The organism is Streptomyces humidus (assembly GCF_014649655.1).
Lineage (GTDB): Bacteria > Actinomycetota > Actinomycetes > Streptomycetales > Streptomycetaceae > Streptomyces > Streptomyces humidus.
This window is the reverse complement of the sequence record NZ_BMTL01000024.1, coordinates 97,323-119,048: the sequence shown is the minus strand read 5'-3', so window position 1 is coordinate 119,048 and position 21,726 is coordinate 97,323. Positions and strand designations below refer to the sequence as shown.

Here is a 21,726-nt window from a genome sequence, read left to right as displayed (position 1 = left end):
TTCAGGAGAGTTGCGGCGAGCCGACGGGGGGATCCTCCGGCGGAGGGGTGGGTGCTCCCGGCAGCCGGATCGTCGCCACCGTGCCGCCGCCGTCCGCGCGGGCCAGGGCCACCTGGCCTCCGGCCTGTTCCACGGTGCGGGCGACGATCGACAGACCGAGGCCCGAGCCGGGCAGCGCGCGTGCGCTGGGGGAACGCCAGAACCGGTCGAAGACGTAAGGGAGTTCCTCGGCGGGGATGCCGGGGCCGTGGTCGCGGACGGTCAGCGTCCCGTCCGCGAGCCGCACGTCGACCGTGCCGCCCACAGGGCTGAACTTCACCGCGTTGTCCAGGACGTTGACCACCGCACGCTCCAGCGCGGCCGGCTCCGCCCGGGTGTACCAGGGCTCCAGCGAGGCGGTGATGGTCAGTTCGGGGCCGCGCAGCCTGGCCCGGCGCAGCGCCGACTCGACCGCCTCCTCCAGCGAGACCACCTGCACGCGCTCGCCGCGCTGGCCCGCGGAGCGGGACAGTTCCTGGAGGTCGCCGATGAGCGAGGCGAGTTCGGTCATCTGCGCCTTGACGGAGTCGAGCAGCGCCTTGCGGTCGGCGGCGGGGATCGGACGTCCCGTCTCCTCGCTGCGGGTGAGCAGCTCGATGTTGGTGCGCAGGGAGGTCAGCGGGGTGCGCAGCTCGTGCCCGGCGTCCGCGATCAGCTGCTGCTGGAGCTCGTGGGAGCTGGCCAGGGAGGCGGTCATGGAGTTGAAGGAGCGGGAGAGCCGGGCCACCTCGTCCTCGGAGTCCTCCTCGACGGGGATCCGCACGTTCAGGTCCTCGGTCCGGGCCACGTGCTCGACGGCCTCGGTGAGCTTGTCGAGCGGCCGCAGCCCGGCGCGGGCGACAGCAAGCCCCGCGGCTCCGGCGCCGACGACTCCGATACCGGACACCAGGAGCAGGATGAGTGCGAGGTCGTTGAGGGTCGACCGGGTCCCCTTGAGGGAGACCGCGAGCTGCAGTGCGACCCCCTGCGAGTCGTTCTGGTCGACGCCCAGGTACATGGTCAGCACGCGTACGGCGTTGCCGTCCTCGTCGGTGCCGTTGCGGAAGAGGGCCTCGCCCCTCTTCGCGTTCCTGATCACGCTGTGGTCGGAGCCGGTGACCTCGACCGTGCCCGGGGAGGTCGGGTCGACGCAGGGAGCGCCCTGCTCCTTGATCGCCTGGACGTAGTTGTTCCGGCCGGGGAAGGGCTGGGGGGTCTCCTGAGGGGTCTGCGTGCACCTCTGCAGGAGCGCGTTGACCGTGCTGGGCCTCTGCGCCATCTCCTCCAGGTCATCGTTGACCTGGTCGTACAGCTTCCCCTGCACGATGAACCAGCAGGTCACCGACACCGCCGCCACCGCGAAGGCCACCGCGGCGGCGACCAGCATCGACAGCCGGGCCCGGATCGGGAGGGCTCGGAACCGCCGTAGGACCCTGTTCACTCGGCCCCGCCCTGCCGCAGCACGTACCCCACGCCCCGCACGGTGTGCACGAGGCGCGGCTCGCCGCCCGCCTCCGTCTTGCGGCGCAGGTACATCACGTACACGTCCAGCGAGTTGGAGGAGGGCTCGAAGTCGAAGCCCCAGACCGCCTTGAGGATCTGCTCGCGGGTGAGGACCTGGCGCGGGTGCGCCATGAACATCTCCAGCAGCGTGAACTCCGTGCGGGTCAGCTCGACCGGGCGGCCGCCCCGTGTCACCTCCCGTGTCGCGAGGTTCATGCGCAGGTCGGCGAAGGTCAGGGCCTCGTCGTCGGCCAGGGCCCCGGCGCCGGCGGCCGCCGCGTAGGAGCTGCGCCGCAGCAGGGCCCGCACCCGGGCGAAGAGCTCGTCGAGTTCGAACGGCTTGACGAGGTAGTCGTCGGCGCCCGCGTCCAGTCCCGTCACCCGGTCGCCGACCGTGTCGCGGGCCGTGAGCATCAGGATGGGGGTGGTGTCGCCGGCGCCCCGGATGCGGCGGGCCGCCGTCAGGCCGTCCATGCGCGGCATCTGGATGTCCAGCACCACCAGGTCGGGGCGGTAGGCCGTGGCCTTCTCGAGCGCGTCCGCGCCGTCCACGGCGACCTCCGTGCCGTAGCCCTCGAAGGCGAGGCTGCGCCGGAGTGCTTCACGCACGGCCGGCTCGTCGTCGACGATCAGGATGCGCTGGGTCTCGCGGTCGCCTTCGGCGGGGCTCATGGGCGTGGATCCTCGGGTGTGGTGGGACGACGGGAGGGGCCGGGCGTGCGGAACCGGCCGGTGCGTTCAGCGTCGCACGGTTCCCGTGGTCCGCGTGCAGGGCGGGACTGGGCGGCGGGATCAGCCGCGCATCGCCGCGAGCCGGTTCAGCGGCACCTTGCGCCGGTGCGGGCGGGCCGTCGTGGTGCGCAGGCCCATCAGCTGCGGGGCCGGGACCTCGGGCGCGCGGGCCGGCTCGGTCGGGCGGTGCAGCTCGTACGCCACGTCGAGGGCCAGGGCGAGGCCGGCCGCGCCGGCACCGGTCACCGGATGCGAAACCTGCTGGATCATGACGAACTCCCTGCTCGGTCGGTGGCGGGTTCAGCCGGTGGAGCCGCCGGCCCGCAGCGCGGCGAGGTCGGCCTTGACGGTGTTGATCGGGATGGCGAAGCCGAGGCCGACGCTGCCGGCGTCGGCGGAGGACGAGTTCGCGGCGGCCGAGTACATCGCGGAGTTGATGCCGATGATGTTCCCGCCGGCGTCGATGAGCGCGCCGCCGGAGTTGCCGGGGTTCAGGGAGGCGTCCGTCTGCAGGGCCTTGTAGGTCGTGGTGGACGAGCCGGTGTCGCCGTTGAACTGCCGGCCGCCGAACTGGAACGGCCAGTCGCCGCCTCCGCCGCCCTGCTGCTGGCCCTGGTTCTCGCCCGTGGAGACGGTCACGTCCCGGTGCAGGGCGGAGACTATGCCGCTGGTGACGGTGCCGGTCAGGCCCTCGGGGGAGCCGATCGCGACGACCGTGTCGCCGACCTTGACGCCGTCGGAGTTGCCCAGGGTCGCCGGCTTGAGCCCGGAGGCGTTCACCGCCTTGATCAGCGCGAGGTCCTTCTTGCTGTCGGTGCCGACGACCTTCGCGGTGTACGACGTGCCGTCGCTGGTCGTCACCTTGATCGAGTTCGCGCCCGAGACGACGTGGTTGTTGGTGACGATCTCGCCGTCACCGGTGATGATCACGCCGGAGCCGGTGGACGTCCCGTTGCTGAGCGTGGCGCTGACCTCGACGACGCTCGGGCTGACCGTCGCCGCGATGGTGGCCACGTCCCCCGTCTTGCCGGTCGGCACCACGCTGGTCGTGGTGGACGAGGAGACCACCGTGTTCGTGCCGGTCAGCTCCTGGATGCCGTAGGCCGTGCCGCCGCCTATCGCGGCCGCCACCACCGCCACGGCGGCGAGCAGCGCGAACGGACCGCGGGCGCGCTTCCTCCGCGCGGGCGGAGTGGGCTCGGCGGCCACCGGGGGGAGCGGAGCGGTTCCGCCGCCGCCGTCACCGTCGCCCGCGCCGCCGACGGCCTGGGTCTGCCACACGGCGGCGGGCCCGACCGGAGCCTGCGCGGCCGGCCGGTGGGCCGGCGGGGGCGGCCACTCCGGGTTCACCGGGCTGACCGGGGAGGAGGCCTCGGGAGAGGCGGACGCGGGGGATGAGGCGTGCTGCCGGGCGCCCTCGTACGGGGCCTGGTACGGGTTCTCGTACTCGCCGCTGCGGCGGAAGCTCTCGGTCATGAGAGAAGCTTGGCGCTCGTCCATGAGAGCTCCCTGAGTGCTCCCTGAGAACGTCGCCAGAACCCGGTATGCCCGACATGAGGACAGGGCCGTATGACGGGCGGCCGCTCTCAGGAAAGTCTCACGAAGGCTGCCGGAGACCGCCGCGGGGTGGGCGGAAGGGGCTACTCGCAGCCGCAGGAGCGGCGGGCGACCAGACGGGACGGGAACACCTTCAGCCGCTCGCGCCGCGACCCGGCCACCCGCACGCCGTCGTCCAGGACGAGATCGACCGCGGCGCGGGCCATCGCCGAGCGGTCCGACGCGACCGTGGTCATGGGCGGGTCGGCGAGGGCCGCTTCCTTGATGTCGTCGAAGCCGATGACGGCCAGCTCGCCGGGCACGTCGATGCGCAGCTCGCGCGCCGCGCGCAGCAGACCGATCGCCTGGTCGTCGGTGGAGCAGAACACGGCCGGCGGCCGGTCGGGGCCCGACAGCAGGCCCAGGGAGACGCGGTAGGCGTCGTAGCGGTTGTAGGGCGCTTCGAAGAGACGGCCCTGGGTGCTGATGCCCGCCTCGTCCATGGCGCGCCGCCAGCCCTCGACGTGGTCGGAGACGGGGTCGCCGACGGAGGGCGTCTCGGCGGTGCCGCCGACACAGGCCACGTAGGCGTGACCGTGCTCCAGGAGGTGGCGCACGGCGAGCTGCGCGCCGCCGAGGTCGTCGGTGACGACGGCGACGTCGTCGATGGCCTCGGGGCGTTCGTGCAGCAGGACCACCCGGGCGTCCCAGGCGTCGATCTCGGCGGCCGCCTGGTCGTTGAGCGCGTGGCTGACGAGGATGAGACCCGAGACCCGCATCCCGAGGAACGCCCGCAGATAGTGGACCTCGCGCTCGGCGACGTAGTCGGTGTTGCCGACCAGCACCATCTTTCCGCGCTCGGAGGCGGCCTGCTCGACCGCGTGCGCCATCTCGCCGAAGAAGGGCTGACGTGCGTCCGGGATGATCAGGCCTATGAGGTCGGTGCGCCGGGACGCCATCGCCTGGGCGACCCGGTCGGGCCGGTACCCCAGCTCCTTGATGGCGGCGAGGACACGCTCGCGCGTGGCCGGGGCGACCGGCCGGGGTCCGTTGTTGATGACGTAACTGACGACGGCGGTGGAAGTTCCCGCCAGCCGCGCCACATCATCCCGAGTCACCTTTGCCACGCGCGGAGTCTACGCGGATGGACCCGCTCTGGGCAGGGCGGACGGAACCTTCTCTGTGCGCGAGCAACGCCTTGTCCGGGCAGGTGGCAGGCCTACCGGCGGGTACTACGCCTCCGCCGGGACCTCGGCGGCGTCACGGGCGGCCGGGTTGTCCGCATTCTCCGCATTCGCCCGCTCGGACCGGTCCGTCCTGGCCTTCGCCTCGTCGGTGGCGCGCTCCCCCTTCTCGGGGGTAACGAATCGATAACCGACGTTGCGGACCGTTCCGATCAGCGACTCGTGCTCGGGGCCGAGTTTGGCGCGCAGCCGCCGTACGTGGACGTCGACCGTGCGGGTGCCGCCGAAGTAGTCGTAGCCCCAGACCTCCTGGAGCAACTGTGCGCGCGTGAACACCCGGCCCGGGTGCTGGGCGAGGTATTTCAGGAGCTCGAACTCCTTGAAGGTGAGGTCCAGGACCCGTCCCTTCAGCTTCGCGCTGTAGGTCGCCTCGTCCACCGACAGATCGCCGTTGCGGATCTCCATCGGGGAGTCGTCGGCCACGATCTGCTGGCGGCCCATGGCCAGCCGCAGGCGCGCCTCGACCTCGGCCGGGCCGGCGGTGTCCAGCAGGACGTCGTCGATGCCCCAGTCGGCGGTGACGGCCGCGAGACCGCCCTCGGTCACCACCAGGACGAGCGGACAGCCCGGCCCGGTGGAGCGCAGCAGCTGGCACAGGCTGCGGACCTGGGGCAGGTCGCGGCGGCCGTCGACGAGGATGACGTCGGCGCCGGGGGTGTCGACGAGGGCGGGGCCTTCCGCCGGGGCCACCCGCACGTTGTGGAGCAGCAGGCCGAGGGCCGGCAGCACTTCCGTCGACGGCTGGAGAGCGTTGGTCAGGAGCAGCAGAGAACTCATATGTCTGGTTCCTCCTCGGTCCCTGCGTGGGGGCCCCTCCCGCGCCTCGGGGGCAGTGGGGGAGTCGTGCGGCACTGCTCGCGTTCCCGGGTGCCGTACACCCACGGTCACCTGGTGTTTCCCACCCGGCCGCCATGTCGTATACAACGCTTCCGAAAGCACGAAAGGACCCGGGGGCTGCGCTGCCCGAGTCCTCTGTCCAGCAGAATAGCCCACATGAGCAGGGGTCCGGCAGGTCATGGGGCACGTTCCGTCGTTCGTCCGAATTCCGAGACGGGCAGGTGTGCACCATTGCGGACGTTTCTGACCACCGCCGACGGGATTTCCATCGATTCCGTATACGAACCGGGTCACGTCGTATACGACGCCTCCGGTTCGCCCGTGCGTCGCCCGATGTTCGTGATCGCGCACGGGTTCACGGGGCACGTGGACCGTCCGCATCTGCGTCGGGTGGCGGCCGCCTTCGCCCGGCACGGAGCCGTGGTCACGTTCTCCTTCCGGGGGCACGGCCGCTCCGGCGGGCGCTCCACGGTCGGCGACCGCGAGGTGCTGGACCTCGCCGCCGCCGTCGAGTGGGCGCGCTCGCTCGGGCACCCGCGCGTGGTGACCGTCGGGTTCTCCATGGGCGGCTCGGTGGTTCTGCGGCACGCGGCCCTGCCCGGGCGGAGCGTGGACGCCGTGGTCTCCGTGAGCGCGCCCGCCCGCTGGTACTACCGCGGCACCGCTCCCATGCGCCGGCTGCACTGGATGGTCACCCGCCCGGAGGGCCGGCTGGTCGGCCGCTACGGGTTCGGCACCCGCATCCATCACCGGGACTGGGACCCGGTGCCGCCGTCCCCGGCCGAGTCGGCGCCGAAGATCGCGCCCACCCCGCTGCTGATCGTGCACGGCGACCGGGACGGCTACTTCCCCCTCGACCACCCCCGCATGCTGGCCGAGGCCGCCGCCGGCCACGGCGAACTCTGGCTTGAGCACGGCATGGGCCATGCCGAACACGCCGCCGACGACGGCCTGCTGGCCCGCATCGGGGACTGGGCGGTCGCACGGGCGGGCTAGCCTGGCCCTGTCGACACCGAGATCCGATGTGACGATCTGACTTGAGGGACGAGATGGCGAAGGTCACGGTGCGCTACTGGGCGGCCGCGAAGGCCGCGGCCGGAGTCGCCGAGGAGCCGCACGACGCGGCCACGCTGGCCGGGGCGCTCGAGGCCGCACGGGCGCGGCACCCCGGCGAACTCGCGCGTGTCCTGCAGCGATGTTCGTTCCTCGTCGACGGTGACCCCGTGGGCACCCGCGCACATGAGACGGTACGGCTGGCCGACGGCGGCACGGTCGAGGTGCTCCCGCCGTTCGCAGGAGGGTGAGATGACCGACCAGCCGTACGACGCCTCTTATCAGGGGGACCGCCCCCATCAGGGCTACCCCGGCCATCAGGGCTACCCCGGCCACGAGGGCTACCCCGGCCACGAGGGCAACCCGGGCCACGAGGGCTACCAGGCAGCCGAGGGGTACCGGTACCGGGACGAGGGGTACGACCCCCACGCCCGGCAGCAGCCGCAGCAGGCCCAGGAGCCGCAGGCCCGGCAGGCATGGCCCGGACAGCAGCAGGGGTACGACGACCCGCACGCCCACCTGCAGAACACCCAGCAGTGGCAGGGCCAGACCTGGGAGACCGGCGTGCAGCGGCCGGTCGCCGCGGCCGACCCGGCCCGGACCGCCTACCTGCCGCCTCAGAGCGGCGACGGCCCCGCGTACGGGAACCCGTACCTCGCGTACGGCGACTCCGCCGCGTACGGGGCCACTCCCCCCCAGGGCGACTCCGCCGCGTACAGCGGATCCTCCGCGTACGGCGGGACCCCGGCCCACGGCGGCGCACCCGGCCACGGTCACGCCGCGTACGGCGCCCCGGCCCCGGCCCCGGGCGGCGACCGGCAGACCCCGGCCCCGCGCCAGGAGGTCCGCGCGCCCGCCGCTCCCGCGACGGCCGCCGCTTCGACAGGCGCTCCGGGCCTCGCCTCCGGCCAGGGCGGCGCCGGCCCGACCTACGGCCCCGCCACCCTCGCCGGCAACGCCCGCGTCACGGACGCCCAGCGGGCCCGTCTGGAGGGGCGCTCGCCGATCATCGAGCCGGGCATGCAGCCCGCCGCGCTCACCGCGCTCCTCGGCCTGCTGCTGTCCGGCACGGCGGCGATCGGCTCGTACGCCCTCCTCGTCCCGCTCGTGGCGCTCCAGGCCGTCACGGCGGCGGGCTGGTTCCGGCTGAACGGCATGTGGCCGGCCCGGCAGGGCATCGCGCTCGCCTTCCTCGGCGCGCTGGTCTCGGACGCCGTCCTCCTCGCGGCAGGCCGGGAACACGCGCCCGCCGCGATCCTGGGCACCCTCGGCGCCTGGGTCCTGCTCTGCCTCGTCCTGCAGCTGCGTTCGCACGCCGACCCCGACGAGCGCATGTACGGGCTGATGGCGACCGTCGCCTCCTCCGCCCTGGCCGTGCTGGCCACCGGGCACCTCGGCGCCGAGCCGGCTGCGGTGACGGTCGGCGCGGCCGCGGTGGCGATCGCCGTATTGGCCCGTGCGCTGCCGCTGCCCACCCCGGCCTCCGTCGTGGTGGCGCTGCTCGCCGCGGCGGGCGCGGGCATCGCGGTCGGCCAGATGACCGGGATGGGCGCGCGGGGAGCGCTGCTCGGCGCGGGCGCGGCGGTCTGCGCGCTCATCGGCCACCGGGTCGCGAGCTACGACTACCCCTCCCGTTTCGTGCACTTCACGGCGGGCGTCGCCCTGCCGCTGGCCGCCGCGGCGCCGGCGGTGTACGTGCTGGGACGGGCGCTGGCGTAGGACCGGCACAGGACCGGCACAGGACCGGCATGGGACCGGCATGGGACGGGTCACGGCGGGCATGAGCCTGAGGGTCTGTCACAGGTGATCGACAATCCCGCGGCGGCCGACGCACGCGGGGTTACCTTGAACCGTTGTCGAGGAGAACCGGCCGGTCGTCGTGGACCGGCCGTCGTGGGCCGTTCGCCGTGAGGGGCCCAGACCGTCCGGGTGGGGGAAACTGTCGCATGCGTGCGCTTCGCATACTGCTGGTCGTCGTCGTGGTCCTGGGCGGCCTGTTCGTGCTCGCGGACCGTCTCGCCGTGAACTTCGCGGAGGGTGAGGTCGCCGACAGGCTCAAGTCCCGCGAGGGCCTCGCCGTCACCCCGGACGTGTCCATCAAGGGCTTCCCCTTCCTCACCCAGGTCGTGGGCGGCTCGCTGGACGACGTCGAGGTCGGCATCGACGGCTACGAGGCGGCCACCGGCGCCCGCGGCCGGACCATCCGCATCGACGACCTCCGGGCGGACATGAAGGGCGTCGAGTTCTCGGGCGACTACAGCTCCGCCACCGCCTCCAGCGCCACCGGCAGCGCGTCCATCACGTACGCCGAGCTGCTGAAGACCGCGAAGTCCGAGCCGACGCGGATCATCCAGGGCGTCACCGCCCAGGTGATCGGCCTCTCCGACGGCGGCAACGGCAAGATCAAGGTCGCCGTCCAGGCCACCGTGCTCGGCAACCGGCTGCCGCAGCCCGTCTACGTCCTCAGCACGGTCACCGTCGTCGGCGACAGCGTCCGCGTGCACGCCGACTCGCTGCCCAGCTTCGGCGGGGTGCGGGCCGCCGAGGACGAGGTGCGCTCGATCACCGACTTCCAGCAGAAGATCGACGACCTGCCCGGCGGGATCAAGCTCGACAAGGTCGTCGCCGCGCAGAACGGCGTGGAGATCTCGGTGAAGGGTTCGAACGTCAGGCTGGCCGGGTAGGCCTGATCCCTGGTGGACGCCAGACGTCCGACAGGTGAGACATCGCCGTCCGTCCGATCGATGTGACGACGGCCTCCAGCGCCCGGAACCCGTGTCGGCACGGTCCGGGCGCTTCTCGTTTCCCACTATGCGGACGATCCTGTCTCACCATGCGGAGCACTGGTGACATGGCCGCCTGTCCGTCCCTACGATCGACGACATGATGCAGCGACAGGCGGATCTCACGAAGCGGCGGGCAGTAGACCTGTGCCGCGTCGCCGCCATGCTCTGTCGCCCCTTCTGAGCGGAAGCCCCGCCGGCCTTCCGCGCCTCCCGTAGCCCTCGCGCCGAGGGCATTCGTGCGCCGCCCGCCGGCGAGCCCCGGCCGCGCACCCCTCTTTTTAGTCTGCACACCCCCGCCGTAACTGCCCCGGAGGAGAACGAGCATGAGCCGCAGTGACGTCCTGGTCGACGCCGACTGGGTCGAGGCCAACCTCGACAACGCCGACATCGCCATCGTCGAGGTCGACGAGGACACGTCCGCGTACGAGAAGAACCACATCAGGAACGCGATCCGGATCGACTGGACCCAGGACCTCCAGGACCCGGTCCGCCGTGACTTCGTCGACCAGGAGGGCTTCGAGAAGCTCCTGTCCGCGAAGGGCATCGCCAACGACACGCTGGTGATCCTCTACGGCGGCAACAACAACTGGTTCGCCTCCTACGCCTACTGGTACTTCAAGCTGTACGGCCACGAGAACGTCAAGCTTCTCGACGGCGGCCGCAAGAAGTGGGAGCTGGACGCCCGCGAGCTGGTCGAAGAGGTGCCCGAGCGCCCCGAGACCTCCTACCAGGCCAAGCCGCAGAACAAGGCCATCCGCGCCTTCCGTGACGACGTGCTGGCGGCCATCGGTTCGCAGAACCTGGTCGACGTCCGCTCGCCCGACGAGTTCAGCGGCAAGCTGCTCGCTCCCGCGCACCTGCCGCAGGAGCAGTCCCAGCGTCCGGGCCACGTCCCGTCCGCCCGCAACATCCCGTGGTCGAAGAACGCCAACGACGACGGCACCTTCAAGTCGGACGACGAGCTCAAGGCGCTCTACGTCGACGAGCAGGTCGACCTGGCCAGGGACACCATCGCGTACTGCCGCATCGGCGAGCGCTCGGCCCTGACCTGGTTCGTCCTGCACGAGCTGCTGGGCGTGGAGAACGTCAAGAACTACGACGGCTCCTGGACCGAGTACGGCTCCCTCGTCGGCGTCCCGATCGAGCTCGGCGCCAACAAGTAACCCGCGCCACCAGGCGACGGACAAGAAGCGAACCCGACCGGCCTTCCGGTCAGACATCTCTGGAGAAGCACATGTGTGGAGCGAAGGCCGGCGGCCCGGACGCCTCGACGATCAAGCCCGGTGAGACCACGATCCAGGGTCAGGTGACCCGGGACGGCGAGCCGGTGGTCGGATACGTCCGCCTGCTGGACTCGACCGGCGAGTTCACCGCGGAGGTCCCCACCTCCGCAACCGGACAGTTCCGCTTCTACGCGGCCGAGGGCACCTGGACCGTGCGCGCCCTCGTCCCCGGCGGCACCGCCGACCGTACGGTCGTCGCCCAGCAGGGCGGTCTCGCCGAGGTCGCGATCGCGGTCTGAGCACCGGGCAGGGGCCGTGTCCCGCGGGCTGGACGCCCGGGACGCGGCCCTTCGCCGTGTCCCGGCGCGTGTCCCGTCCTACCCTGGACGTATGTTGGCCCGCCGACGGCGCATGTACTTCGCGATGATGGGCACCTGCATCGCGCTCTTCGTGCTGGCCTGGGCGGTCGTGCGCATCTGGTCGGTCCCGGCGGCCGTCGGCATGTGCCTGGTGGCCATGATCATCCCGCCGGTCGCCGCGATGGTCGCCAACCGGCGCGGCCCCGACGACCGCTGGTGGGACGACCCCTCGGGCGACCCCGAGTCGGACGAGTGGTGGGACGAGCTGGACGGCAAGAACCGCCGCCCCCGCGACCGCCCCTGACGCTCCCGCCCGACGCCCCCCGATGTCCCGCCCGGCATCCGGCACCGCCCGCCCCTAGTACACGAGCGCCTGCGTCCCGTCGCCCAGCGCCTCCTGCACGAACACCTGGGCGCCGGCGATCCGCACCCCCTCGATGACGTCCTTCTCCGTGATGTCCCGACGGGCCGCGCACTGGGTGCACAGGGTGAGACGGCCGCCGGCCAGGACCGAGTCGATCAGGTCGGGCAGCGGGGCCGCGTGCGGCAGCTCGAACTCGGCGGCCCGTCCCGGCAGCGCGAACCACGCGGACTCCCCGGTGAGCCACAGCGACACCTCGACCCCGCTGGCCACGGCCACCGCCGCCACCGTGAACGCCTGCGAGCACCGTTCGGGAGCATCGGCCCCCGCCGTCACCTTGATCACGAGCTTCTTCGTCATGCCCGAATCGTAATCAAGCTCCCTGCAACTGCCGGTGATGATCATGGGTCTCCTGTGCAAGGCGCGACGAATGCGCGCTACACGCTTTTGAGGGGGATGTTGTGGAAGGTCCGGAAAGGACCGATGAGACGGAACCACCCGCCACCGCCGTGGACTTAGGTACAGGCACCGCCACGGACTCGGGTACAGGCACCGCCACGGACTCGGGCACAGGTACAGGTGCAGACCCGGCCGCCGACACCGGCTCTGGAGCCGGCCGGCGGCCCCGTGGCCGTACGACGCTGATGATCGCCGGAGCCGCCCTGCTCGGGATCGTCGCCGGTGTCTGCACCGGATACGTGATCCAGGCCGGCCGTGCGCCCACCGCGCTGCCGTCGCTCTCGCAGCCCGTCGTGGAGCAGGCCGAGGGCGAGGTCGAGCCGCTGTCGGCGGCGCAGGACCGCCGGGTCAGGACCGACGGCGACCTGCGCAAGCTGCTGATCACGCGGCCCGCGGGGGCGAAGGACAGCCGGGTTCCGATGGGGAGGGACGGCTGGGCGGACCTGTCCGCGTACGCGGGGGACTACAAGGACCCCGCCGCCACGTTCAACGACCTCGTCGACGACGAGTTCCGCCGTGCGGCGACGACTTCGTGGCGGGTGGGGGAGACGTACAGCGTGCGGATCAACCTCGTGCAGTTCCGCCAGGAGAGCAAGAGGGCGGCGTTGGAGTGGGCCGAGAACGGCCGCTACTGGGCCGGCAAGGAGCCCGGCACCCGCGACTGGCCCATCCCCGGCACCGGAGACGGCAACGGGGTGGCGTACGTGCACGACACCCCCGAGCGGAAGCCGGGTTACCTCCCCTTGTACGCGGCCGAGGCGTACGCCTGGCGCGGGGACGTCTGCATGGAGATCCGCGTCTACGACAGCAAGCCGATTCCGAAGGCGAAGATCATGGACCTGGCCGAGCGGCAGGTGGGGAAGCTGTGAGCGAGACGCCCGAGACCTCTGAAGTCCCCGAGCGCCCCGAGCGCCCCGAGGCGGCCGGCGCCGAGGCCGGGGCGGGGCACGCCGTCGCGGAGCCCGCACCGGCCGGGGCCCGTCGCACCGGCCGGATCGCCGCCGTGGCGGGTTCCGTCCTGCTGGCCTGCGCGGTCGTCGGCGGCACCGTCGTGACCGTGCGGGGCGCCGACCGCGGCCACGGCAGCCCCACCTGGAAGTTCCCGGAGACGCCCGCCGAGGGCGAGGACGGGGCCGACGGCAAGGGCCCGAGGAAGGGCGCCGCGGCCGGGTCGGGACTGAGCGCCCTGATGGTGCCGTTCGGCACCGACGGCTTCCAACCCGGCCCGGACATGCGCGAGTTCGGCTCGGACGCCGAGTTCAGCGGCGCGCAGGCCACCGCCCTGCGCAAGGAGTCGATCAAGGATCTGCCCAGCGCGTCGCGCCGGAAGCTGGAGAAGCTGATCGACAAGGAGCCCGTCAAGGGCATGGCGATGCGCAGTTACGCCGTCGCCTGGTCGGACTACAACCGCAAGGACACGATCGTCTTCGACGTCACCCTGTCCCGACTGGAGAACCCGACCGCCGCGCGCCGTTCGGCGACGGCCTTCAACGGGTTCCTCGCCGCTGTGGACGTCTTCCGTAAGGGGCCGAGGATCGAGGGTCGTCCGGACGCGCGGTGCTCCCTGAGCCCCAAGGGCGAGGCCGAGGACCTGGGCGTGGCGCTGTGCACCGCGGCAGTGGGGGATGTGCTGGTCAGCGTCTCGTCGGCGGCCCCCGACCCGATCGACGGCACGTTCGTCGCCAAGTTCTTCGCCGCACAACTCGCCCGCATCGACGACCCGGGACAGGCCGTATGACCACCGAGCGCCCCCGACCGCTGCAGGACCCGCAGCCCCGGCCGGAACAGACGGGAGCCCCGGCGCCGATCCGGGAACCCGTCCCCGGGACCGCTTCGCACCCGATCCCCGGACCCGCCCCCGACACGACGCCGGAGGCCGTTCCCGCCTCCAAGGACCGCCGCGTGCTGCGGGCCGTCCTGCGCTGGACCGCCGTCGTCACCGTCTTCGCCGCGCTCGGAGCGGGCACGGCCTACGGAATCACGCGCATGGAACGGACGGACCTGCCCGGACTGGCCACCCAGCCGGACGGCCGCTGGGCCTACCCGGACATCACCATGCCTCCGCTGCCCGCCGGCAGCCGGCACCCGTTCGACACCAGGAACTGGGCCGCCGGCCACTACGCGGACCTGCGCGCGCTGCGCCTGCCCGCTCCCGGGGGTTCGACCGAGGACAAGGCGCTGCGCGGCGCCGACGGCTGGCTGGCGACGAAGGACTTCCTGACGGTGTTCGAGGCGGAGAAGGACCGCGGCGACGTCGGACAGCTGCTCACCGACAGCGGCCTGCGGCACATCGCGGCCCGGGGCTGGACCACCGCGGACGGCACGCACACCGGCGTCTACCTGATGCAGTTCGACACGGGGACGGTCGCCCAGCGCGTCTACGACACGCTCACCTCGTTCGCCTCACCCGTGTACGCGGCCCGCGGCGCGGCCGAGACGGAGTTCGACGAGGGCTACCCGACGTTCGCCGACCTCCCGAACGTCAGGCGCAATGCTTACGACGAGGCGAAGCCGTACGGCGCGGAGCAGCTGCGCCAGGCCTATCTGCAGGCGGGCGACGTCGTCGCCCTGGTCCTGCAGTCCCGCAGGGGCGCCGCGGCGGCCGTGCCCTTCCAGCAGACCGTGGCCCTGCAGAGCCAGCTGCTGAGCTGACGCCCGCGACGGCGTACCTCGCAGGGAGGGCCGGGGCCCGGCCGCGTAAGCTGGGGCCCGGCCCTGTCGTACGTGTCCCGAGTCGTACGTACCCCGCAACACGCTCATCCGAGGAGCACCCGTGGAGATCTTCTTCGAAGCCCTGCTGGTCCTGGTCTGCGTCGGCGTCCTCGCCTTCGCCGGTCTGACCGTGAAGAAGCTGTACCAGGGCCAGCGCTGACCTACCAGTCCAGGAACTGCCACTCATGATCGAGATTCCGTCCGACCTCCACAAGGACCTCGTCCCCCTCGCCTTCCTGCTCGGCAGCTGGGCGGGCGCGGGCGTGCACGACTTCCCGGGGTCGGAGAAGTGCAACTTCGGGCAGGAGGTCGCCTTCGGCCACGACGGCCGGGACTTCCTCGAGTACCGCTCCTACACCTGGGTCCTGGACAAGGACGGCAACAAGGTCCGCCCCCTGGAGTCCGAGTCGGGCTTCTGGCGGGTCGACGCCGACCGCAAGGTCGAGGTGACGATGGTCCGCGACGACGGCGTCGTCGAGATCTGGTACGGCGAGCTGGCCGACAAGAAGCCGCAGATCGACCTGGTCACGGACGCGGTGGCGCGCACGGCCGCCTCGGGCCCGTACACCGGTGGCAAGCGGCTCTACGGCTACGTCAAGAGCGACCTCATGTGGGTCGGCGAGAAGCAGACCCCCGAGGTCGAGCTGCGCCCCTACATGTCGGCCCACCTGAAGAAGGTCGTCACCCCCGAGGACGTCGAGCGCTGGGCGAAGGCCCTCCCCGACGACATGCCGGACGACGGGATCGCCTTCTTCAAGTAGTCCTAGACTCGTGGGTGTGGTGAGCACTGAAAGCACTGACTGGAAGAGCGACCTGCGGAAGCGCGGATACCGGCTGACGCCGCAGCGCCAGCTTGTCCTCGAGGCCGTGGACACCCTGGAGCACGCGACCCCCGACGCCATCCTCGTGGAAGTGAGGAAGACGGCGTCGGGGGTCAACATCTCGACCGTCTACCGCACGCTGGAGCTCCTCGAGGAACTCGGGCTGGTCAGCCACGCGCACCTGGGGCACGGGGCGCCCACCTACCATCTGGCCGACCGCCACCATCACCTCCACCTGGTCTGCCGGGACTGCGGCGACGTCATCGAGGCGGACGTGCAGGTGGCCGCCGAGTTCACGGCCAAGCTGCGTGCGACCTTCGGCTTCGAGACGGACATGAAGCACTTCGCGATCTTCGGCCGTTGCCGGGACTGCGCGGGCAGGGGTTCTGCCGCGAAGGGCGGGGCCGCGGGGCCGGCCGCCGGTCCGGCCGTGGATTCGGCCGACGAGGGTTCGATCACCGGGTCGTAGGCTTGGCCCCATGAAGAGCCCTCTGCTGTCCCTGCCCGGCGCCGTCCCCGCCGAGGGCGTGGACGAAGACGTCGCCGGTCACTACGGCGACCTGTTCCGTGAGCAGCGCGCCCTGGCCGACGGCGCCGGCTTCGTCGACCTCTCGCACCGCGGAGTCGTCACCGTCTCCGGCGAGGACCGGCTGAGCTGGCTGCACCTCCTGCTCACCCAGCACGTCTGCGACCTCGCGCCCGGCCAGGCCACCGAGGCGCTGATCCTCTCCGCGCACGGTCACATCGAGCACGCGCTGTACCTGGTGGACGACGGTGCGACGGTCTGGGCGCACGTCGAACCCGGCACCCAGGACGCGCTGCTCGCGTACCTGGAGTCGATGAAGTTCTTCTACCGGGTCGAGGTCGCCGACCGGACGGCGGACACAGCGGTCGTCCATCTCCCGGCGGGGTCGATCACCCCCGTGCCGGCCGGCGTCGTCGTCCGCGAGACGCCGTACGGCCGCGATCTCTTCCTTCCCCGCGCCGACCTGGAGTCGTTCGCCGGGCAGGCCGGTCCGCCGGCCGGGATACTCGCCCTCGAGGCCCTCCGCGTCGAGCACCACCGCCCGCGCCTCGGCTTCGAGACGGACCACCGCACGATCCCGCACGAGCTCGGCTGGATCGGCACGGCCGTGCATCTCCAGAAGGGCTGCTACCGAGGGCAGGAGACGGTCGCCCGTGTCCAGAACCTCGGCAAGCCGCCCCGACGTCTGGTCTTCCTGCACCTCGACGGCAGCGAGGTGCATCTTCCGCCCGCCGGCACCGAGCTGCGCGTCGCCGGCGAAGGCCCCGACGGCCGCAAGGTCGGCTTCATCACCACCTCCGCCCGCCATCACGAACTCGGCCCGGTGGCCCTGGCCCTGGTGAAGCGCAACGTGCCGGTGGACGCCCCCCTGGTGGCCGACACGACGGCGGCCGCGCAGGAGGTCGTGGTCGAGCCCTAGCGAGGCCTGCCCGTCAGCCCGTCAGTCCGTCAGCCCGTCAGGTCGTCGGGTGGGGCGGGCGGCGGGCTCAGACCTCGATCAGGACGGTGAAGGGGCCGTCGTTGGTCAGGGAGACGCGCATCCGCGCGCCGAACCGGCCCGTCGCCACCGTCGCGCCGAGGGCGCGCAGCCGGGCGACGACCTCGTCGACGAGGGGTTCGGCGACCGGGCCGGGGGCGGCCGCGTTCCAGGTGGGCCGGCGGCCCTTGCGGGCGTCCCCGTACAGGGTGAACTGGCTGATCACCAGCAGCGGTGCGTCGATGTCGCTGCACGACCTCTCGTCGTGCAGCATGCGGACCGACCACAGCTTGCGGGCGAGCCGGTCCGCCTTCTCCGGGGTGTCCTCGTGGGTCACGCCGACCAGGACGCACAGCCCCTCGCCGCTGATCTCCCCGACCGTCTCGCCGTCCACGACGACGCTCGCGCCGTCCACCCTCTGCACCACCGCTCGCATGCGGACCATCATGCCGGGTGGCCGGCACGGACTCGCGAGGGGCCCATTTTTGATCCTTAAGCCCCTGTCTGGGGCCGTTCGGGGGGACTCGGTCACAAAGCGGCGACTTGGGGTGGCACGATGCTTTCCACACGCCGGTCGAGGGACGGTTGAGGCACATGAGCACACCGAGTACCGGGCGGCCCGCGACACACAGGCCGCCCGCACAGCGCAGCGACGACACCGTGCTGCCCGTCGCACCCGCGGAGCACGACCTGGCCGGGCTGAGCCTGCCCGAGCTGCGCACCCTGCGCCGGGACGCCCAGCGCGACGAGGCCGACCTCAGTTACGTGCGGCGCCTGCTCCAGGGCCGCATCGACATCCTGCGCGCGGAGCTGGCCCGGCGTTCTCCGACGGGCGCGGCGTCCGTGGTCGAGCGGCTGTCGGAGATCCTCACCGACGCCCCGGCCCGGCACCGCTCCTCGGCGCGCCACGTCACCCTGGGCACTCCGCACAGTGAGGAGTACCGGCGGCTCGCCGCCGACATGCTCGCCGACGTCGAGCTCTCCGACCTCGGCGCGCGCACCGATCCCGAGCTGAACGAGGCGATGGGCCGGCTGGTCCGCTACGAGCAGCAGGTCTCCAGCCGGCGTCAGCGTCTGCAGCAGACGGCCGACGAGTCGGGCGCGGAGATCACGCGCCGCTACCGGGAGGGAGAGGCGCAGGTCGAGGACCTGCTGGTGTGACGGCGGACGAACGAGAGGGCGCCGCCCGATGGGTCGGCGCCCTGCCGCGGACGCCCGGGCGCCCTGAGTGCCCGGACAGGTGCTGGCGGCTCCTTTCGGCGGGTGGAACGGCGGTCGTCGGGAAAGTGGTTCATCCGTAGCTGTTCAGTTGTGGCTGTGCGTACGCTCTGAAGTTGTGGCTGTGCGGGCGATGTTCAGTTGTGGCTGTACGTCGGCGCCGTCTGCTCGGGCTCCCGGCTCCCCTCCGGAAGGAAGCCCGACCGGCCAACCGTCTGGAAGTTTGACCACGTTGTTGAAGTTGGCTGCCAACTTCTCTGTAGTTATGTCCGCTTGGAAGCGTCCTATAACCATCTCACTTTGAACTGCCGAAAGATGGCGGGAAGTTGTACGGTGCGGACGTGGAGACGGAAAATGCCTCCGTCAAGGGGCGGAGGGGAGCGGAGGAGGCGCGGCGCTCGCACCGCGAGGTGGCCGACGAGCTGCGCGCCCGCATCAGAGCCGGTGTGCTGCGGCCGGGGCAGCGCATGCCCACGCAGGCCAGGCTGGCGGACGAGTTCGGCGTCGACCGGGGCGCCGTACGCCGGGCCCTGCGCATTCTGCAGTCGGAGCGGCTGCTGACCAACGTCTCCAAGGGCAGTCCGGCGACGGTCGCGGAGCTGCCGGGCCCGCCCGGCCTCCCGGTCGGCCCCGGTGCGGCGCCGCAGCCCTCGGCGGCGGGCCTCCCACCCCGCGTCACCGAGGCCTTCGCGGCCGATCACGTGCAGGTCGACGCCCTCTGTCTGACCGCGGTCTCGCTGACCGCCGCGATCGGCGAACCGGTGCGGCAGATCCACGCGGGGCAGCTGAAACCGGCCAAGATCGACGTCCGTGTCCTGTTGCCGTCCCGGGACATCGACCTCGCCTTCCCGTCGCCGGTGGACGCCTCGGCCACCGGCCGGCTGCAGCGCCGCTGGCTGGCCCATCGCAACGCCCAGGGGCAGGTGCTGCGGCACAACCTGCTCACGCTGCGTTCCACGCACGGCATCGACGTGCACGTCACCTTCCGCGCGCTGCCCTTCACCCCGCCCGTGAAGCTGTACCTCCTGAACGGGACCGAGGCGCTGTTCGCCTACTACACGGTCCAGCGGGGGGAGCAGACGGTCGGCCAGGAGAACATGGACATGTACGACGCCGAAGGCACGCGGTCGGTGCTGTTCGCCTTCGAGCGGGGCGCCGGTCCGCGTGACACGGCGTTCGTGGATCAGTCGCGCCGGTGGTTCGAGGCGCTGTGGGACACGATCAGCTCCGAGCTGGTCCTCACGAGCTGACGGCGGGCCCGGTGGCGAGGAGGGCGAGGATCACGGCGCCGACCGAACTCAGGGCGGGGCTCTTGGCCTTGACGCCGACGCTGAGCAGAAGCAGGCCGACGGCGCCGGTGGTGCCGTACTTCCATTGGACGGTCTGCTCGACGCCGACGACGAAGGCGGCGCTGAGGAGGACGAGGACGGGCATGGTGGTTCCCCCCTTCCAGGCTGGGAGCGGGAGGCAAACCTTCTGCCAACTCGCTCAAGTTGGTAACCAACTATGACTATGTTGTCCCCACTTGGCGGCAACTGCTAAACAACTTTCAAACAACTCCCGTCAGATGGATCGAAGTTGTAGCGTTTGGTCGTGACCCAGGAGAACGTGGCAGTGAACGGCAGCAGAAGGCTCTCTCCCCTGGAGATCGCCGACGTCCTGCGCGAGCGCATCCGCGTCGGGGATCTCAGGGCCGGCGACCGGCTGCCCACCCAGGCCGAGCTGGCCGACGAGTTCGGCGTGGAGCGCGGCGCCGTGCGCCAGGCGCTGCGGATGCTGCAGGACGACGGGCTGCTCACCGGCGTCAGCAAGGGCAGCCCGCCCCGGATCGCGGAGCCGCCCTCCTCGGGCCCCGAGGAGCCGCAGCCCACCATGGTCGGTCTGGCCCCCCGGCTGACCGCCGCCTTCTCCGCCCCGCACGTGCGCGTCGACGCGGCCTGTCTCACCGCCGAGAGCCTCATCCCCGCCCTGGGCGAGCCCCTGCGGCTCATCCACGGGGGGCAGTTGAAGCCCGCCAGCATCGACGTCCGCATCCTTCTGCCGTCCCGGGACATCAGCCTCGCCTTCCCGGTCCCGGTCGACGGCCGCGGCGACGACGACCCCGTCCACCAGCGCTGGCTGGCGATGCGCAACGCCCAGGGGCACGTCCTGCGCCACAACCTCCAGACGCTGCGCTCGCACGGCATCGACGTCAGCATCACCTTCCGCGCGCTGCCGTTCACCCCGCCGGTGAAGCTCTATCTCCTCAACGGCCAGGAGGCGCTGATGGCGTACTACATGGTCACCCGGCGCGAGGAGTCCACCGACACCGGAACCCTCGACATGTACGACGTCCTCGGCACCGAGTCGCTGCTCTTCTCCTTCGAGAAGGCGGCCGGTCAGCGCGACGCCGCGTTCGTGGAGCAATCCCAGAAGTGGTTCGACGCCCTCTGGGAAACCATCACCACGGACCTGACACTCTCCTAGTGACTTCTGATACGCAGCAGACCCAGCACGCGACCCCCGACACCGAGACCGAGGCGGCAGACCTGCGTGAAGTGATCAGGAACGCGCGCGTCGTCCTGTGGGACTTCGACGGGCCGATCTGCCGCCTCTTCGCCGGCCACTCGGCGGAGGGGGTGGCCGACGGCCTGGTGGAGTGGCTCGAAGGGCGGGGCCTGCACCACCTGCTGACGGAGAGCGAGCGGGAGTCGCTGGACCCGCACGTCGTCCTGCGCGCCGTGGACCGTCTGCGTCCCGGCAGCGACCTGGTCGCCGAGCTGGAGGAACGTCTCACCCAGGAGGAGCTGAGAGCCACGGCGACGGCGATGCCCACCCCCTACGCCGACCCGCTGATACGCACCCTGACGGCCCTGGGCCTGCGGCTGGCGATCACCACGAACAACTCCCCGCGGGTCGTCGCCACATACCTGGCGGCCCGTGGCCTCACCTCCTGCTTCGCGCCCCACATCTACGGCCGCACCCAGGAACTGCACCACCTCAAGCCGCATCCGCACTGCCTGAACCTCGCCCTGCGCGCCACGGGCTCGGCCCCCGGCACCGCCCTGATGATCGGTGACACCCCCTCCGACTTCCTGGCCGCCCGCGAGGCGGGCGTCCCCTTCCTGGGCTACGCGCGTAACGAGCGCAAGGAGAAACTGCTACTGGGGGCGGGCGCGACCCGGGTGGTGCCGTCGCTGGAGCCGGTGCTGGAGGCGTTCAGGGGCTGAGCGGCGGCTCGGGGACGTCTGCCGGGCGCAGGGCGGCGCCGCGGTCGCCGTGTGAACGCGCGGCAGAGCGGTGACGGGGGCGGCGGCTCGCGCGTGATCAGGCTGCGGAGCGCGGTCTGGAGGCATCTCGCCGAACAACCGGTCCGCGCTGCG

General features: G+C 71.8%; 27 protein-coding genes. 18 read left to right on the top strand and 9 right to left on the bottom strand.

Annotation, left to right across the window (positions count from 1 at the left end):
* Window position 1 precedes the first annotated feature (1 nt).
* The 6 genes from IE239_RS26690 to IE239_RS26665 form a co-directional block, all read right to left on the bottom strand.
* Window positions 2–1,459, bottom strand: coding sequence for a HAMP domain-containing sensor histidine kinase (locus tag IE239_RS26690; protein WP_190151938.1), 1,458 nt, complete (start codon window positions 1,457–1,459; stop codon window positions 2–4).
* Window positions 1,456–2,193, bottom strand: coding sequence for a response regulator transcription factor (locus tag IE239_RS26685; RefSeq protein ID WP_190151937.1), 738 nt, complete (start codon window positions 2,191–2,193; stop codon window positions 1,456–1,458). The genes IE239_RS26690 and IE239_RS26685 overlap by 4 nt, the downstream gene beginning before the upstream one ends.
* Before the next feature lie 120 nt (window positions 2,194–2,313).
* Window positions 2,314–2,523 carry a hypothetical protein gene (locus IE239_RS26680; protein ID WP_190151936.1) on the bottom strand — a complete coding sequence of 70 codons (210 nt, stop codon included), beginning with the start codon at window positions 2,521–2,523 and terminating at the stop codon, window positions 2,314–2,316.
* A gap of 30 nt (window positions 2,524–2,553) precedes the next feature.
* A complete protein-coding gene (locus IE239_RS26675; RefSeq protein ID WP_190151935.1) occupies window positions 2,554–3,729 on the bottom strand; it encodes a S1C family serine protease in 1,176 nt (391 codons plus the stop codon).
* A 164-nt stretch (window positions 3,730–3,893) separates the two neighbouring features.
* The gene (locus IE239_RS26670; RefSeq protein ID WP_190151934.1) at window positions 3,894–4,916 is read right to left on the bottom strand and encodes a LacI family DNA-binding transcriptional regulator; all 1,023 of its coding nucleotides are present in this window, start codon (window positions 4,914–4,916) and stop codon (window positions 3,894–3,896) included.
* A gap of 105 nt (window positions 4,917–5,021) precedes the next feature.
* The gene (locus IE239_RS26665) at window positions 5,022–5,810 is read right to left on the bottom strand and encodes a winged helix-turn-helix transcriptional regulator (RefSeq protein ID WP_190151933.1); all 789 of its coding nucleotides are present in this window, start codon (window positions 5,808–5,810) and stop codon (window positions 5,022–5,024) included.
* A 216-nt stretch (window positions 5,811–6,026) separates the two neighbouring features.
* On the opposite strand from IE239_RS26665, the gene IE239_RS26660 reads away from it, so the two are divergent.
* The 8 genes from IE239_RS26660 to IE239_RS26630 all read left to right on the top strand — a co-directional run bounded on the left by IE239_RS26660 (window position 6,027) and on the right by IE239_RS26630 (window position 11,595).
* On the top strand, window positions 6,027–6,866 hold the full coding sequence (locus IE239_RS26660; protein ID WP_190151932.1) for an alpha/beta hydrolase family protein: 840 nt from the start codon (window positions 6,027–6,029) through the stop codon (window positions 6,864–6,866).
* A 53-nt stretch (window positions 6,867–6,919) separates the two neighbouring features.
* On the top strand, window positions 6,920–7,174 hold the full coding sequence (locus IE239_RS26655; protein ID WP_190151983.1) for a MoaD/ThiS family protein: 255 nt from the start codon (window positions 6,920–6,922) through the stop codon (window positions 7,172–7,174).
* Window position 7,175: 1 nt separating this feature from the next.
* Window positions 7,176–8,642 (top strand): hypothetical protein, encoded by a 1,467-nt coding sequence (locus IE239_RS26650; RefSeq protein WP_190151931.1) that lies wholly within the window; start codon window positions 7,176–7,178, stop codon window positions 8,640–8,642.
* A gap of 227 nt (window positions 8,643–8,869) precedes the next feature.
* The gene (locus IE239_RS26645) at window positions 8,870–9,607 is read left to right on the top strand and encodes an LmeA family phospholipid-binding protein (RefSeq protein WP_190151930.1); all 738 of its coding nucleotides are present in this window, start codon (window positions 8,870–8,872) and stop codon (window positions 9,605–9,607) included.
* A 199-nt stretch (window positions 9,608–9,806) separates the two neighbouring features.
* On the top strand, window positions 9,807–9,890 hold the full coding sequence (locus IE239_RS43330; RefSeq protein ID WP_350818853.1) for an Ms5788A family Cys-rich leader peptide: 84 nt from the start codon (window positions 9,807–9,809) through the stop codon (window positions 9,888–9,890).
* Window positions 9,891–10,032: 142 nt separating this feature from the next.
* Window positions 10,033–10,872 carry a sulfurtransferase gene (locus tag IE239_RS26640; protein WP_190151929.1) on the top strand — a complete coding sequence of 280 codons (840 nt, stop codon included), beginning with the start codon at window positions 10,033–10,035 and terminating at the stop codon, window positions 10,870–10,872.
* 71 nt (window positions 10,873–10,943) lie between these two features.
* On the top strand, window positions 10,944–11,231 hold the full coding sequence (locus tag IE239_RS26635) for a DUF1416 domain-containing protein (protein ID WP_007382995.1): 288 nt from the start codon (window positions 10,944–10,946) through the stop codon (window positions 11,229–11,231).
* 91 nt (window positions 11,232–11,322) lie between these two features.
* On the top strand, window positions 11,323–11,595 hold the full coding sequence (locus IE239_RS26630) for a DUF3099 domain-containing protein (RefSeq protein WP_190151928.1): 273 nt from the start codon (window positions 11,323–11,325) through the stop codon (window positions 11,593–11,595).
* A gap of 54 nt (window positions 11,596–11,649) precedes the next feature.
* Here the strand turns inward: IE239_RS26630 and IE239_RS26625 are convergent, their stop codons facing one another.
* Window positions 11,650–12,012 (bottom strand): DsrE family protein, encoded by a 363-nt coding sequence (locus IE239_RS26625; RefSeq protein ID WP_190151927.1) that lies wholly within the window; start codon window positions 12,010–12,012, stop codon window positions 11,650–11,652.
* A 284-nt stretch (window positions 12,013–12,296) separates the two neighbouring features.
* Between IE239_RS26625 and IE239_RS26620 the strand changes: the two genes are divergently transcribed.
* From IE239_RS26620 to ygfZ, 6 genes are all read left to right on the top strand, one after another.
* Entirely contained in the window at window positions 12,297–12,980 is a 684-nt protein-coding gene (locus IE239_RS26620) for a hypothetical protein (protein WP_190151926.1), read from the top strand.
* On the top strand, window positions 12,977–13,849 hold the full coding sequence (locus IE239_RS26615; protein ID WP_190151925.1) for a hypothetical protein: 873 nt from the start codon (window positions 12,977–12,979) through the stop codon (window positions 13,847–13,849). Before IE239_RS26620 ends, IE239_RS26615 begins: the two co-directional genes overlap by 4 nt.
* Entirely contained in the window at window positions 13,846–14,763 is a 918-nt protein-coding gene (locus IE239_RS26610; protein ID WP_190151924.1) for a hypothetical protein, read from the top strand. The genes IE239_RS26615 and IE239_RS26610 overlap by 4 nt, the downstream gene beginning before the upstream one ends.
* Window positions 14,764–15,008: 245 nt before the next feature.
* Window positions 15,009–15,584, top strand: a complete 576-nt coding sequence (locus IE239_RS26605) for a heme-binding beta-barrel domain-containing protein (RefSeq protein ID WP_190151923.1) — start codon at window positions 15,009–15,011, stop codon at window positions 15,582–15,584.
* 16 nt (window positions 15,585–15,600) lie between these two features.
* Window positions 15,601–16,113 carry a Fur family transcriptional regulator gene (locus IE239_RS26600; RefSeq protein WP_190151922.1) on the top strand — a complete coding sequence of 171 codons (513 nt, stop codon included), beginning with the start codon at window positions 15,601–15,603 and terminating at the stop codon, window positions 16,111–16,113.
* A gap of 10 nt (window positions 16,114–16,123) precedes the next feature.
* Complete coding sequence (ygfZ, locus tag IE239_RS26595; RefSeq protein WP_190151921.1) at window positions 16,124–17,089, top strand: CAF17-like 4Fe-4S cluster assembly/insertion protein YgfZ; 966 nt, start codon at window positions 16,124–16,126, stop codon at window positions 17,087–17,089.
* Between the two features lie 67 nt (window positions 17,090–17,156).
* On the opposite strand, the gene dtd is transcribed toward ygfZ, so the two are convergent.
* Entirely contained in the window at window positions 17,157–17,582 is a 426-nt protein-coding gene (gene dtd / locus IE239_RS26590; RefSeq protein ID WP_190151920.1) for a D-aminoacyl-tRNA deacylase, read from the bottom strand.
* Window positions 17,583–17,740: 158 nt separating this feature from the next.
* Here dtd and IE239_RS26585 point away from each other — a divergent pair, with 158 nt between their 5' ends.
* Together IE239_RS26585 and IE239_RS26580 are read left to right on the top strand one after the other, a co-directional pair.
* Entirely contained in the window at window positions 17,741–18,307 is a 567-nt protein-coding gene (locus tag IE239_RS26585; protein WP_190151919.1) for an RsiG family protein, read from the top strand.
* Between the two features lie 398 nt (window positions 18,308–18,705).
* Window positions 18,706–19,614, top strand: coding sequence for a winged helix-turn-helix domain-containing protein (locus tag IE239_RS26580; protein ID WP_229878324.1), 909 nt, complete (start codon window positions 18,706–18,708; stop codon window positions 19,612–19,614).
* Here the strand turns inward: IE239_RS26580 and IE239_RS26575 are convergent.
* Complete coding sequence (locus IE239_RS26575; protein ID WP_190151917.1) at window positions 19,604–19,798, bottom strand: hypothetical protein; 195 nt, start codon at window positions 19,796–19,798, stop codon at window positions 19,604–19,606. The two genes, IE239_RS26580 and IE239_RS26575, sit on opposite strands and share 11 nt — an antisense overlap.
* 153 nt (window positions 19,799–19,951) lie before the next feature.
* On the opposite strand from IE239_RS26575, the gene IE239_RS26570 reads away from it, so the two are divergent.
* Together IE239_RS26570 and IE239_RS26565 are read left to right on the top strand one after the other, a co-directional pair.
* The gene (locus IE239_RS26570; protein ID WP_190151916.1) at window positions 19,952–20,830 is read left to right on the top strand and encodes a FadR/GntR family transcriptional regulator; all 879 of its coding nucleotides are present in this window, start codon (window positions 19,952–19,954) and stop codon (window positions 20,828–20,830) included.
* On the top strand, window positions 20,830–21,573 hold the full coding sequence (locus tag IE239_RS26565) for an HAD family hydrolase (RefSeq protein ID WP_229878323.1): 744 nt from the start codon (window positions 20,830–20,832) through the stop codon (window positions 21,571–21,573). The genes IE239_RS26570 and IE239_RS26565 overlap by 1 nt, the downstream gene beginning before the upstream one ends.
* Window positions 21,574–21,726: the final 153 nt, after the last annotated feature.